13 protein-coding genes are annotated in these 13,316 nt (G+C 72.1%); 1 reads left to right on the top strand and 12 read right to left on the bottom strand.

Annotated elements, in window-relative coordinates; translation table 11 throughout:
- Window positions 1–7: 7 nt before the first annotated feature.
- From K1T34_RS45215 to K1T34_RS45265, 11 genes are all read right to left on the bottom strand, one after another.
- Window positions 8–1,225: a GNAT family N-acetyltransferase gene (locus K1T34_RS45215; RefSeq protein WP_220240762.1), complete on the bottom strand. Its 1,218-nt coding sequence runs from the start codon at window positions 1,223–1,225 to the stop codon at window positions 8–10.
- A 54-nt stretch (window positions 1,226–1,279) separates the two neighbouring features.
- Window positions 1,280–1,681, bottom strand: coding sequence for a DUF4333 domain-containing protein (locus K1T34_RS45220; RefSeq protein WP_220240763.1), 402 nt, complete (start codon window positions 1,679–1,681; stop codon window positions 1,280–1,282).
- 46 nt (window positions 1,682–1,727) lie between these two features.
- Complete coding sequence (locus K1T34_RS45225) at window positions 1,728–2,930, bottom strand: GNAT family N-acetyltransferase (protein ID WP_220240764.1); 1,203 nt, start codon at window positions 2,928–2,930, stop codon at window positions 1,728–1,730.
- 80 nt (window positions 2,931–3,010) lie between these two features.
- Window positions 3,011–3,862 carry a DUF4333 domain-containing protein gene (locus tag K1T34_RS45230; protein ID WP_220240765.1) on the bottom strand — a complete coding sequence of 284 codons (852 nt, stop codon included), beginning with the start codon at window positions 3,860–3,862 and terminating at the stop codon, window positions 3,011–3,013.
- A 187-nt stretch (window positions 3,863–4,049) separates the two neighbouring features.
- Window positions 4,050–6,815 (bottom strand): RNA helicase, encoded by a 2,766-nt coding sequence (locus tag K1T34_RS45235; protein ID WP_220240766.1) that lies wholly within the window; start codon window positions 6,813–6,815, stop codon window positions 4,050–4,052.
- A gap of 67 nt (window positions 6,816–6,882) precedes the next feature.
- On the bottom strand, window positions 6,883–7,830 hold the full coding sequence (locus K1T34_RS45240; protein ID WP_220240767.1) for a diacylglycerol kinase family protein: 948 nt from the start codon (window positions 7,828–7,830) through the stop codon (window positions 6,883–6,885).
- A 10-nt stretch (window positions 7,831–7,840) separates the two neighbouring features.
- Entirely contained in the window at window positions 7,841–8,806 is a 966-nt protein-coding gene (gene tatC / locus K1T34_RS45245; RefSeq protein WP_220240768.1) for a twin-arginine translocase subunit TatC, read from the bottom strand.
- 89 nt (window positions 8,807–8,895) lie between these two features.
- Window positions 8,896–9,192, bottom strand: coding sequence for a Sec-independent protein translocase subunit TatA (gene tatA, locus K1T34_RS45250; RefSeq protein WP_220240769.1), 297 nt, complete (start codon window positions 9,190–9,192; stop codon window positions 8,896–8,898).
- A 21-nt stretch (window positions 9,193–9,213) separates the two neighbouring features.
- Window positions 9,214–9,441 (bottom strand): bacteriophage holin, encoded by a 228-nt coding sequence (locus K1T34_RS45255; RefSeq protein ID WP_220240770.1) that lies wholly within the window; start codon window positions 9,439–9,441, stop codon window positions 9,214–9,216.
- 10 nt (window positions 9,442–9,451) lie between these two features.
- Window positions 9,452–10,432, bottom strand: coding sequence for a YafY family protein (locus K1T34_RS45260; protein WP_220240771.1), 981 nt, complete (start codon window positions 10,430–10,432; stop codon window positions 9,452–9,454).
- The gene (locus tag K1T34_RS45265; RefSeq protein ID WP_220240772.1) at window positions 10,429–11,421 is read right to left on the bottom strand and encodes a YafY family protein; all 993 of its coding nucleotides are present in this window, start codon (window positions 11,419–11,421) and stop codon (window positions 10,429–10,431) included. The genes K1T34_RS45260 and K1T34_RS45265 overlap by 4 nt, the downstream gene beginning before the upstream one ends.
- Window positions 11,422–11,496: 75 nt before the next feature.
- Here K1T34_RS45265 and K1T34_RS45270 point away from each other — a divergent pair, with 75 nt between their 5' ends.
- On the top strand, window positions 11,497–12,195 hold the full coding sequence (locus K1T34_RS45270; RefSeq protein WP_220240773.1) for an SDR family oxidoreductase: 699 nt from the start codon (window positions 11,497–11,499) through the stop codon (window positions 12,193–12,195).
- Here K1T34_RS45270 and K1T34_RS45275 read toward each other — a convergent pair.
- Window positions 12,192–13,235: a WD40/YVTN/BNR-like repeat-containing protein gene (locus tag K1T34_RS45275; RefSeq protein ID WP_370643545.1), complete on the bottom strand. Its 1,044-nt coding sequence runs from the start codon at window positions 13,233–13,235 to the stop codon at window positions 12,192–12,194. The two genes, K1T34_RS45270 and K1T34_RS45275, sit on opposite strands and share 4 nt — an antisense overlap.
- Window positions 13,236–13,316: the final 81 nt, after the last annotated feature.

The raw sequence follows: 13,316 nt of genomic DNA on the forward strand, positions 1-13,316 counted from the left end.
GCGCGGCTCAGAAGTACGTGCCGCACCACGGCCGTGTGTCGGTGGCGAACAGGGTGTCGGCACGACCGAGCGCCGCCGGGTCGACCGCGGTGATCCGGCCGGCTTGCGCGAGCGTCGAGGCGCGCCACTCGCCGAGGTAGAGCATGGCGAGGCTGTCGGCGTCGAGGAGCAGGTCCGCATCGGCGTCGGTGCGTTCGGCGCCGTCGGGGCCGACGCGGTAGCGGCCGCGGTTGGCCGGCAGCAGCCGATCGTCCACTTCGAACACGACGGGTTCGCCCTGCCCGTAGGTGCGAGCGGCGAGCGCGCCGGCGACGTCGACCAGCCGCAGCCACAGGTCGTCTTCCACCTCGGTGGTGCGGGCGCGGCGCGGGTCGGTGAGCAGCACGGAGAGGGGTTCGTCGAGCGGGCGGAAGCGGGAGCTCACGGTGGCGATGAGGTCGATCGAGAGCAGGAACCGCCACAGCGCGGCGATCGCCTCCGGGTTCGTGCCGTGCAGGTCGCGGACCTCCAGCAGAGGGCCGCGTTCGGGTTCGGCGACGGTGGACTGGTCCACGCTCGTGAACATCGCGAACGCGTCGTCCTCACCGTTCGGTCCGGTGTGGACAGCCACGCGATACCCGCCCTCACGGCTGAGGCGGCGGTTGAGCGCGACGGGCCACCAGACGTCGGGGCGCGCGATCATGCCCGGCCGGTGCAGCCCGATCTGTTGGTACAGCGCGGGAAGCTGCGCGCGGGCCTCGTCGGTGTCGAGCAGCCGGACGGCGCCGCCGGCTTCGGCGCCCTCACGCAGCCGCGCGGGGTGGTCGACGCGGACGGTGGCGCCGAAGGTGGCGATGCCGTAGCCGAAGCGGCCGTAGATCACGGCTTCGCTGGCGTGCAGGCACGCCAGCGTGGTGCCGCGTTCGGCGAGGTCGTTCAGCTGCGCGCTCATCAACGCGGTGACGACGCCGCGGCGCGTCCAGTCGGCGCGCACGCCGACACCGTCGACCGCCGTCGCGGGCAGGAGCGCGCCGCCGGGGACGGCGATCGTGGTGGCGAAACCGCTGGTGATCCCGATCGGACGGTCGTCGGCGAACGCGGCGAACTTGCCGGGCGCGGCCCAGGAATCGCCGATCTGCGCCCACGTCTCGTCCGAGACCAGGGGGCTGTGCAGTGCTTGCCCGAGCAGGTCGAAGGTGGGCCGGCGCTCGTCGTCGGTGATCGGGCGTACCACGAAGTCGGTCATGCCGCGATCCAACCAAGCCCGCGGCGTGGGTGCCACGCGTTTTCCTTCGCCCGGCTACTTCGGGGCGTCGACGCGGTAGTCGCCCGCGGTGCCGGTGACCGTGATGGGCACGTGTTTCTCCTCGCCCGCGATGTCGACCACGCACTGGAACGTGGAGCCGTCGGTCACGGCCTGGCGGTCGGGGCAGCTGACCTCGCCGACACCGTCGAGCTGGTAGGTGTCGGCGAGGATCTTGGCGACGGCGGCGTCCATGGCTTTCGCGTCGAACACGCGCCCGGGCCCGGTGGCCGACGCCGGCGTCGCGCCCGAACTTCCCGCCGACGTCTCTGAAGGCGTGGTGGCGGACGGCGTGACCGTGACGGTCTTGACGGGCGCCGCCGGGTCGGCTTTGGTCGAACAGCCGGTGGCGAGCAGCATTCCGAGTCCGCACAGACCCAGCACCAGCACGGCGCGCATTCCCGCTCCTGTCCCCCGATGCCCGGTTCAGGGCCCTTGGTCAAGGTCAGAAGAAAGTACCGCACCACGACGCGCGGCGCGTGCCGAACAAGGTGTCCACGTGCGACACCGCGGTGTCGTCGAGGACTTCGATGCGGCCGGTGTCGGCCAGGGCCGAGGCGCGCCACGCTCCGAAGTAGAGCATCGCGAGCGAAGTGACGTCGAGGCGCAGGGCGGGGGCGGCGTCGGTGCGTTCGGCGCCGTCGGGGCTGATGCGGTAGCGGCCGTCGTTGGCGGGCAGCAGCGGGTCGGCCACTTCGAGGACGACCGCTTCGGCCTCGCCGTAGGTGCGGGCGGCGAGTGCGGCGGGCGCGTCGATCACGCGCAGCCACGTTTCGTCTTCGACGGCCTTGACCTTGACCGCGCGCGGGTCGGTGAAGAGCAGTTCGACGGGTTCGTCGACGGGGCGGGCGATCACGGAGATGTCGTCGACGAGGTCCACCGACAGCAGGAATCGCCACAGGCCGGAGAACGCGGCGGGGTTGGTGTAGTGGAACTCGAAGACCGTGAGTTTCTGCCGGTCACCGTCGCCGCGTTCGACGTGGTAGACGAGGTAGCCGTCGACGCCGTCCGGGCCGCGGTGCACCGCGGTGTCGACGGGGCTGTCCGAGCGGCGGGCCTGGTTCTCGTTCATGGGCCAGTAGTGCGCGGGCCGCGTGATCATGCCGGGCCGGGCGGTGCCGGTGGCGGCGTAGAGGTCGGGCCAGTGCAGCAGGGCCTGCTCGAGGCCGAACACGCTGACCTCGCCGCCGGCCGGCGCTTCCGGGCGCAGCCGCGCGTGGCGGCGGTCGACGACGAGGTTGCGGCTGAGGGTGGCGACGCCGTAGCCGTACCGGCCGTAGATCGCGCCTTCGGTGGCGTGCAGGGACGCCAGCACCACGTCGCGTTCGGCGAAGTCCTGCAGCTGCGCGGCTTGCAGGGCGCTGAGCACGCCGCGGCGGGTGCGGCCGGCGCGCACGCCGACGCCGGTCACGGCCGCGAGCGGCACGCGCGCGCCGCCGGGGAGGACGACCTCGTGGTCGGCGGCGCGCACGGTGCCGATCAGCTCCGGGTCGAACGCGGCGAACACGCGCGACTCCTGCAGAGCCTTGCCGATCCGCTCCCACTCCTCGTCGCTGCCGGCCTTGACGTGCAGCGCGGCCCGGAACAGGTTCCAGGCCGCGCGCTGCTCGTCGGCGGAGGACAGGAGTCGTACGGTGTGGTCGCTCATGCCGCGATCATCCTGTGGCCCGCGGGGTGCGGGCCACCGATTTACCCGGCTTCACTTTTCAGGGTGGATCACTGCGGTGATCATTGGGCGGCGGGCGGCGAAACCTCGTAGTTGCCGTCGCTGCCCTTGACAGTGATCGGCACCTGCTGCGGCTTGCCGTTGATGGTCGCGGTGCAGTCGAACTTGGCACCGTCCTCGACCTTCTGCTCGGCCGGGCAGGTGACGCCGGTGACGCCTTCGATCTTGTAGGTGTCGGTGAGCAGCTTCGCGACGTCGGTCTGCATCTGGGTGTTGTTGAAGACCTCGGTCTTGAAGAAGCCGGGGGCGACGAACCCGAGGATCGCGACCACGGCCACCACGACGATGAGCGCCCCGATGCCGATGAACAGGCCGCGCTTCGACTTCGGTTCGTCACCGGCGTCGCCGACGGTCTGTGTGAGAGCGGTCGCCTGGCCGTAGTCGTACTGGTTGCCCGCGGGCTGGCCATAGGGCTGCTGAGCCTGAGGACCGGTCTGCGGCTGGCCGTACAGCGGCTGCTGCTGCGGGCCGCTCTGCGGGTACCCGCCGCCGGGCTGCTGCCCGTACTGCTGGGGCGGCTGCTGCCGGTTCGGGTCGTAAGGCTGGCCGTACTGCTGCGGGGGCGGCTGCTGGCCCCACTGCGGTTGCTGGGGCGACTGCGGGGGCTGCTGCTGCGGGTAGCCGCCGGGCTGCTGGCCGTACTGGGGCTGCTGCTGCGGCTGGACCCACTGCGTCGGCTGCGAGTCGTAGGGCTGCTGGGGCTGCTGGCTGTACTGCTGCGGGTTGTAGGGCTGCTGTTGCTGCTCCTGCGGCCCGCTCGGCGGGTAGGCGCCGCCCGGCTGTTGCCCGTATTGCGGCTGCTGCCCGTACTGGGGCTGCTGCTGCGGGTCGTTGCCGCCATACGGCGTGCTCATCGTTCGCCTCCGCCTTGATTGCCTGCGGCAGTGACCTCCTCGGGAGGGGTCGCTGCCCACGGTGTCGAGCGCGATCCAACCACAGGTCGGGGCCGAGCACACGCGCCCACGCGCACCCTGTCCGAGCGGTGACCTCGACCTGCCCGCGAACGCCCTGCGGCCGAGGCGCGCGCTTCAGGCAAAACAGTCACGCCGCGCCGGCCGCGACGACGCCGCGGCGCAGGGCACGCACGGCTTCCGCGGCGGCGGCACCGACCGGGTCGGCTTTGCCGAGGACGTCGCGGATCTGGTCGAGCAGGTCGATCACCTGGCGTGACCAGCGGACGAAGTCGCCGGCGGACAGTTCCTGGCCGTTGGTCTCGGCGGCGGTGAGGACCTTCTCGAGCGATTCGCCGCGGGCCCACCGGTAGACCGGCCACGCGAAGCCGGCGTCGGGTTCGCGGGTGCGGTCGAGGTGGTGGCGGCGTTCGTCCTCGGTGAGGTCGACCCACAGCTTGGTGGTCTCTTCCCAGGCCTTGGGCACGGAGCCACCGGGCAGGCGCGGCTCCCCCGCCGTGTCGCGGCGGGCCTCGAACACGAGCGTGGACACGACGGCGGCGAGCTCGGCCGCGCCGAGGCCTTCCCACACGCCGTGGCGGATGCACTCGGCGGCCAGCAGGTCGGACTCGCTGTAGAGACGGGCGAGGCGGTGGCCGTGTTCGGTGACGCGGTCCTCGCCGGTGCCGGGGCCGAGGTAGCCGCGTTCGCCGAGCAGCGCGAGGATCCGGTCGAACGCGCGGGCCAGCGAGTGGGTGGTGGCGGCGACCTTGCGTTCGAGCTGCTCGGTCTCGGCCTGCAGGCGCTGGTAGCGCTCGACCCAGCGCAGGTTGGCCTCACGTTCGGCCAGACCGTGGCAGGGGTGGGCGCGCAGGGCGCGCTGCAGGGTGTTGAGCTCCGCGTCGTCGCCCTGGCTCGTGCGGCGCCGCTGGCGCCCGGGCAGGGAGATGCCGGAGTCACGCAGGGCCGAGGCGATGTCACGGCGGGTCTTGGGTGAGCGCAGCTCGATGTGCTTGGGCAGGCGGATGTGGCCGAGCGGCTCGACCGGGGACGGGAAGTCGGCGACCGACAGTGGGCCGGACCAGCGGTCCTCGGTGACGACCACGGGCCGCGGCTCGCGGATCGGATCCAGGCCCGGGTCGACGACCACGGCCAGACCGGCGCGGCGCCCGGCGGGCACGGCGATGACGTCGCCCTTGCGCAGCTTCTCCAGCGATTCCGCGGTGCCGGCGCGGCGGGTGGCGGTGTTCTGCCGGGAGAGGGTCTTCTCGCGGGCGGAGATCTTGGCGCGCAGCTCGACGTATTCGAGCATCTCGTCGAACTCGCCGGTGACCGCGCGGGCGTAGCCGACGAGGGCTTCCTTGTTGCGGTCGATGCGCCGGGAGGTGCCGACCACGGACCGGTCGGCCTGGAACTGGGCGAACGACTGTTCCAGCAGCTCGCGTGCGGAGTCGGCGCCGACCTGGGCGACGAGGTTCACGGCCATGTTGTAGCCGGGCCGGAACGACGAGCGCAGCGGATACGTACGGGTGGAGGCGAGGCCGGCGACCTGCTTCGGGTCGACGCCGGGCTGCCACGCGACGACGGCGTGGCCTTCGACGTCGATGCCGCGGCGCCCGGCGCGGCCGGTCAGCTGCGTGTACTCGCCCGGGGTGAGGTCGACGTGGGCTTCGCCGTTGTACTTGACCAGGCGTTCGAGCACCACGGTGCGGGCGGGCATGTTGATGCCCAGCGCGAGGGTCTCGGTGGCGAACACGGCCTTGACCAGGCCGCGCAGGAACAGTTCCTCGACGGTCTCCTTGAACGCGGGCAGCAGGCCCGCGTGGTGGCCGGCGAAGCCGCGTTCCAGCGCTTCGCGCCACTCCCAGAAACCGAGGACGCTCAGGTCGCCCTCGGGCAGGTCGGCGGTGCGCTCGGCGACGATGCGGCGGATTTCCTCGACCTGCTCGGGCCCGTTGAGCCGCAGCCCGGAGCGCACGCACTGCGCGACGGCGGCGTCGCAGCCGGCGCGGGAGAAGATGAACACGATCGCGGGCAGCAGCCCGGCCGTGTCGAGGCGCTCCACGACGTCGACGCGCGAAGGCGGGCGGAACCGTTGCGGGCGGGGCGCGCCGCGGCGGCCACCGCGGTTGCCGCGCATCGAGGCGGGGGCGAAGCGGCCGAGCTCTTCGGCGCGGCGCAGCAGGCCGGGGTTGATGCTCAGCTCGGCGTTCGGGTCGCCTTCGTCCTGGCCGGCGAACAGGTCCATCAGGCGGTTGCCGATGAGCATGTGCTGCCACAGCGGCACGGGCCGGTGCTCGTCGACGACGACGGTGGTGTCGCCGCGGACCTCGACGAGCCATTCGCCGAACTCCTCGGCGTTGCTCACGGTGGCCGAGAGCCCGACGACGCGGACGTGTTCGGGCAGGTGGAGGATCACTTCCTCCCACACGGCGCCGCGGAAGCGGTCGGCGAGGTAGTGGACCTCGTCCATCACGACGTAGCCGAGCTCGGGGATCGCGGAGCTGCCGGCGTAGAGCATGTTGCGCAGCACCTCGGTGGTCATCACGACCACCTGTGCGTTGCCGTTGATGGAGGTGTCGCCGGTGAGCAGGCCGACGGCGTCGTTGCCGTAGCGGGCGACGAGGTCGGCGTACTTCTGGTTGGACAGCGCCTTGATGGGCGTGGTGTAGAAGCATTTGCGGCCTTCGGCGAGCGCCAGGTGCACGGCGAACTCGCCGACCACGGTCTTGCCGGCGCCGGTGGGCGCGCACACGAGCACGCCGTGGCCGTCTTCGAGAGCCTCGCAGCCGCGGACCTGGAAGTCGTCGAACTCGAACGACACCTCGCCGGCGAAACGCGTCAGCTGGGGGTACTTGGCGCGGCGGCGTGAGACCGCATAGGCCTCGGCCGGGGAAGGTGAAGGGCTAGTGGCCACCCCGTCAGGGTTCCACACGGCACCGACAGTCCGCACGCGGAGTGCCGACCGGTGTGTGGCCGTGCGGTTACGGGGCGACGACGGTGAGCGCGCCGGGCACGCAGGTGGCGGTGACGGGGGTGGTGCCCTGGGATTCACCGTCGGCGTAGGCGGGCCAGCCGGGGCCGGTTCCGGTGTTGCTGCCGGTTTCGATGCTCAGTGTCCGGGTGCGCAGGGTGCGGACGGCGGGGTGGTCGAGGTGGGCGCCGGTGCGCAGGCCGGGCAACAGGCGCAGCAGCTGCAGGCGGCCGGCGGCGCCGATCACGGTGACGTCGAAAAGCCCGTCGTCCGGCGTGGCCTGGGGGCAGATGGGGACGCCGCCGCCGTAGTAGGGGGTGTTGCCGACGGCGACCAGGGTGGCGTCGAGCTCGAGGGTGCCTTCGTCGGTGTGGAGGGTGACGGGGCTGGGGCGGAAGGCGGCGAGCTCGGCGAGGATGGCGACGTCGTAGCGGCGGGGTCCGGAAGGCCAGCGGAGGCTGTTGGCGCGGGCGTTGACGGCGGCGTCGAAGCCGGAGCACAGGACGGTGGCGAACCAGGCGCCGTGCTCCCCGTCGCCGCCGCCTTCCGCACTGCCTTCCGCGCCGCCGAGGCGGCCGAGGTCGAGGGTGCGGCGGGTGCCGGCGCGCAGGGCTTCGGCGAGCTTGCCGGCAGCCGTGAGGGCGTCGGGTGGGGTACCGAGGGCGCGGGCGAAGTCGTTGCCGGTGCCTGACGGCACGAGGCCGAGGGCGACGTCGTGGTCGGCGCAGAACTGCACGCCTTGATGTGCGGCGCCGTCACCGCCGAGGACGATGAGCACGTCGAGGCCTTCGGCGTGCGCGGATCGCATGAGGGCTCGTGATTCCTCGACGCTGGTGGCGGTGAGGACGTCGAGCCGTTCGACGGCGGGGCGCAGCCGGGCGGCCACGGCGTCCGCGATCCGGGCCGCGGCGCCGTGGCCGGAGGCCGGGTGGACGGCGAGTGCCGCGGTGAGCCCCATGCGGTGGTGGTTACGTGATGTCGTCGGTCGACTGGCTGCGCGGCGAGGTTACGGGCTCGTCTTCCTCGACGGTGCTCGGCGTGTAGTCGAACGGCGCGGCTTCGTCGTCGTCGAGCTTGTCCCAGCCCTCGTCTTCGCGGATCTTGTCGCGCTTGCGGTCGTTGAAACGCGTGATCTGGATGGCGATCTCGAACAGCACGGTGAGCGCGGCGGCGAGACCGAGCATGGAGAACGGGTCGGAGCCCGGCGTCGCGAACGCGGCGAACACGAACAGCGCGAACAGGATGCCGCGGCGCCAGCGCTTAAGCTGCTGGTACTTGACGACGCCGACGAGGTTGAGCATCACCACGATGAGCGGGAGCTCGAAGCTGACGCCGAAGATGATCAGCAGCGACAGGATGAACGAGATGTACTTGTCGGCCGTCAGCGCGGTGACGAACTGGTCCTGGCCGAAGCCGGCGAGCAAGGCCAGCGCGTGCGGCACGAGGAAGTAGGCCAGCACGGCACCGGCGGCGAACAGCAACGATGCGAAGCCTACGAAGGTGAGCGCGTACTTGCGCTCCTTCGAGTACAGCCCGGGGGCGATGAAGGCCCAGAACTGGTACAACCAGAACGGCGAGAGGAGCACAGCGCCCGCGGCGACGCCGACCTTCAGGCGGACCATGAAGATCTCGAACGGCTGTGTGGCCAGCAGCCGGCAGCCGGTCTGGTCACCACCCAGCCGCTGCGAGGCCGGGATGGCGCAGTACGGCCCGTTCATGATCTGGCCGAGCGACGGGATCGGGCCGAGGTGCTGTTCGAACCAGATCCAGCCGAAGATGCCGCCGATGACGATGAACAGCAGGGCGAACCCGAGCCGGCGCCGGAACTCGTAGACGTGCTCGATGAGTGTCATCGTGCCGTCGGGGTTTCTCCGGCGGCTGCGCCTGCGCCGATTGCTGGGGCGCGCGCCTGTGCCGTTGGCGGCTTCCGCCACTGGTCGTTCCGTTCTCGTCGTAGCCCGCCGGAGCGCGCTGGGTGTTCAGCGCGCTCCGCGGACCGGGGACCGGGTGGGGTGGTCGGGCCTCAGCTGGCGTTCTTTTGCGGCTGCTCGGCCGCCTGCTGCTTCTTCAGCTCGTCGAGCTGGCGCTGGAGGTCGGCGACCTGCTGGTCCTGGGCCGGGGCGGTAGCCTGCGGGAGCTGGCGGGTCTCGACCTGCTCGGCCTCGTCCTTCTGCTCGCCCGTGAGGTCCTTGGTCTCGGCCTTGAAGATCTTCATGGACTTGCCGATGGAGCGGGCGGCGTCCGGAAGCCTCTTGGCCCCGAACAGCAGAACCACGACGAGCACCAGAATGATGATGTGCCACGGCTGCAGCGCGTTCATGGCGGTGGCCTCCTTGTTTCTTTAGTCGTTGCCGATGTTACTGGTTTCCGGTGCGTCGCGGCGCTGAGCCACGGCCACGCGAAGTGCTGCGGACCGGGCGCGGAGGAGTCCGGTCCGGTCCTGGGTGTTCGTAGCCACCATGCTCAGGGTCCGGCGGAACTGGCGCAAGACTCTGATCGTCCGTACTGCCAGGACAATCAGGACGAGCACGCCCGCCGCGAGCACTACGTAAGTGGGCCAGTACGACACGTGGGTTACCTTAACGGCCGTAGGTTGACGGTAGGTGACGGGATCGGGCCACCGCGTCGGCCGCTCGTCGTCGAACCGCGTCAGCCAGTGTGACCGGGCTCTCCACCTGCGCGTCTCCGGCGAGTCCGAGGACCAAACGGACCATCCAGGACTCGTCCGCATAGCGCATCCGGATGCGCAGCCGCCCACCGTCGAGTTCGGCGAGTTCTTCACACGGGTAGTACTCCGCGACCCAGCGCGCGTCGGGGTCGAGCACGAGCTCGGCCTCGCACTGGTCGGGCCGGGCGGAGAACACGCCGTCGGACAGGTCGGTCGGGCGCGCGTGGGCCGGGGGCGCGGCGGGTTCGTCGAGCACGGTCAGCTCGTCGATGCGGTCGAGCCGGAACAGCCGGACGTCCTCGACGCGGCGGCACCAGGCTTCGAGGTAGCCGACGGCCTGCACGATGAGCAGCCGCATCGGGTCCACGGTGCGTTCGGTGATCTGGTCCTTGGACGCGGTGTAGTAGCGCATCCGCAGGGCGCGCCCGGCCTGCAGCGCGGCCGCGACCTCCTCGCGGGTCTTCGCGGCGCGTTTGCCCTCGCGCACGCCGCCGCCGACCACGACACCGGCCGGCTGGGCCTGGCCCGCGGCGTCCTCGATCTTGGCGATCGAGCGGCGCACGGCGTCGCCGTCGACCACGCCTGGGGTGTCGGCGAGCGCGCGCAGGGCCACGAGGAGGGCGGTGGCCTCGCCGCCGGTGAGGCGCAGGGGGCGGCTCATGCCGGCGTCGTGGGTGACGACGATGGTGTCGCCTTCGAAGGACAGGTCGATCAGGTCGCCTGGGCCGTAGCCGGGCAGGCCGCACATCCACAGCAGTTCGAGGTCCTTGCGCAGCTGGCGCGGCGTGACGTCGAAGTCGTGGGCGGCCTCGTCGACGCGCACGCCGGGGCGCGCGAGCAGGTAGGGCACGAGCGCGAGCAGGCGCGGCATGCGTTCGGTGGAGCCGCTCATCGGCTGCTCCCCTGCTCGGCGCGGGCGAGGACGGCTTCGAGGCGGTGCTGCACGGATTTGGCGAGCACGTCGGGTTCGAGCACGAGCACGTCGGGTCCCTGGGCGGCGATCCAGTCGGCGGCCGACTCGGGGAAGAACAGGCCGATCTCGATGAGGTCGCCCTCTTCGCCGTCGATCGTGTCGCGGCCGACGACCTCGCCGCGGCGGCGCACGCCGGCGGCCCGCCCGTCCGCGACCCAGAGGCGGGCGGTGGTGACGGGGCTGGATTCCTCGCCGCCGCCGGTGACGGACACGAGCTGCAGCAGGTTCACGCCCTCGGGCCGCGTCACCGCGCCGGGTTCGCCGATCGGGGTCACTTTGCCGGTGACGCGGGAAAGCCGGAAGCAGCGGGTCGCGCCGCGGTCGCGGTCGTGCCCGACGACATACCAGCGGGCGCGCCAGGACACGACTCCCCACGGTTCGAGCTCACGCATGCGGCGTTCCGGGGAGCCGACGCGGCGGTACTCGAACCGCACGGCCTGGCCGCTCTGCACAGCGGCGAGCAGCGGCCCGAACGCCGGCTCGGCGCGCACGCGGGGCTCGATCACAGTGGGGGCCTGGTCGTCGACCTCGACGCCGGCGGCGCGCAGCTTCACGAGCGCGCCCTGGGCCTGCCCGGTCAGCTCGGGCGAGTCCCACAGGCGCACGGCGAGGCCGACGGCGGCCGCTTCGTCGGGGGCAAGATCGATCTCGCCGAGCTCGTAGTCGCGGCGGGCGATGCGGTAGCCCTCGACGGGGTCGAAGGCGGAGTTGCGGCCGGTCTCCAGCGGGATGCCGAGCTCCCGCAGCTCCGTTTTGTCGCGTTCGAACGTGCGGAAGAAGGCCTCGTCGCTGGCCGCGTCGGCGTACCCGGGCACGATTCCGCGAATCCGCTCGGCGGTGAGGTACTGCCGGGTGGACAGCAGGGCGAGCACGAGGTTGACCAGCCGTTCGGCGCGTGCGGTGGACACCCCTACAACCCTAGCTCTCCTCGTCCTCCCCGATCGTGAGGTTCCCCGAACGCGTCGCGGCCCTAGCCTGGAACCATGGCTGAACGTGTACTGCTGGTGACCGGAGCGTCGCGAGGGATCGGGGCGGCGACGGCCAGGCGCGCCGTGGCGGCGGGGTTCCGGGTGGCGCTCGTGGCCCGGAAAGCCGAGGCCGTGGCCCCGCTCGTCGCCGAGTTCGGCGAGGAAAACGCGCTGGCGCTGGCCGCCGACGTCACCGACTGGCGGGGTGTGTCGGGCGCGGTCGAGGCGACGCTGGCGCGGTTCGGGCGGCTGGACGCGGCTTTCGCGAATGCCGGGATCGGCATGGGCGTGTCGTTCTTCGGCGACGGCGGCGCGGAACCCGAACAGTGGCGGGAACTGGTGCTGACGAACGTCTACGGTCCCGCGCTCACGGCCCGTGCCGTGCTGCCGGCGTTGGCGGCCACGAGCGGTCATCTCGTGCTGACCGGTTCGGTCGCCGGCCGTTACCCGCGCAAGGGGAGCCTGTACTCGGCGACGAAGTGGGCGGTGAGCGGGCTGGCGGCGGGGATCCGGAAGGAGGCCGTGGGCACCGGCGTGCGGGTGACGCTGGTGCAGCCCGGCATCACCGACACCGACATCCTGACCGACGAGCAGCGGCGCAAGCCGAAGCTCGAGGCCGACGACGTCGCCCGCGCGGTGCTCTACGCCCTGGAGCAGCCGCCGACGGTGGACGTCAACGAGATCATGGTCCGCCCGACCGGGCAGGTCCTTTAACGCTGCAGAAGGGCGACGCGGCCGCCGGTGCCACTCGCCCAGCAGCTGCCCGCGGGCACGCAGTCGACGGTGTCGAAGCTGCCGCTGTCGAACCGCGTCCAGTGGCGGCCGCCGTCGGGGCTGAGGTCGCTACCGCTCGGGCCGACGGCGATGACGGAGCCGCCGAGCCACGCGAGCCCGGAGCGGTAGCCCGCGGGGTAGTGCGCCGGCGTGCGCCACGTACGGCCGCGGTCGGCGCTGAGCGCGACGGCCGGGCCGGGCGCCGTGGGGTTCGCGAAGTCCCCGCCGATCGCGACGCCTTGCCACGGCGTGCGGAACGCGAGCGCGAACACGCCGGCGGACGCGCTGCTGGGCAGGGGGGTGTCGGCGACGGTCCAGTGGCGCCCGGCGTCGCCGGTGTGCAGCACGCGGGCGCGGTCCCCGCCGCCCATCGCGAGCCACGCGTCGAACGGCCCGGAGGTGGCCACGCACTGGCCGCTCGCCGCGAAGCCCGCTTCGCCGGGCAGGGCAGGCGGGAACGCGCTGTCGGGGATCTGCCGCCAGGTACGGCCGCCGTCCGCGGTGGCCTGCATGCGGAACTTCCCGTCGACGGGGTCGCTCATCGCGAGACCGCGCCAGGGGTCGAAGAAGGCGAGGCAGTCATAGAACGCTTTCGGGTCGGGGTTGGCGAACGTCTGGCGCCAGTGCCGGCCGGCGTCGTCGGTGCGGTAGACGCGCGAGTCCTCCCCTGGGCCGATGGAGAGCACCACGGCGTGGTCGGCGTCGAAGGCCTCGATGTCGCGGAACTCCAGCGTCTCCGTGCCGGGCGGCCCGACGGGGCTCCAGGTACGGCCGCCGTCGGTGGTGCGCAAGACGGTCCCCTGCGTGCCGCTGACCCACGCCACGCGCCCGCTGACGGCCGAAAGCCCCCGGAACTGCGCCGTGACCCCGGTCGGCGTCAGCCGCCACGACGGCAGCCGCTCAGCCGCGCCCGCCACCCCGCCGGCGACCAGCGGCAGCACCGCACCCAGCAGAACCACCAACGCACGCACGACCCGCATGCGGCCGATCTTGCCGCACCCGGACGGCGACTTTCGTCGGGAACGCCGGATCTGCCGACCGCCCTTCAGGCCCGAGCCGAG

Origin of the sequence: Amycolatopsis sp. DSM 110486 (genome assembly GCF_019468465.1) — a bacterium.
Taxonomy (GTDB): Bacteria; Actinomycetota; Actinomycetes; order Mycobacteriales; family Pseudonocardiaceae; genus Amycolatopsis.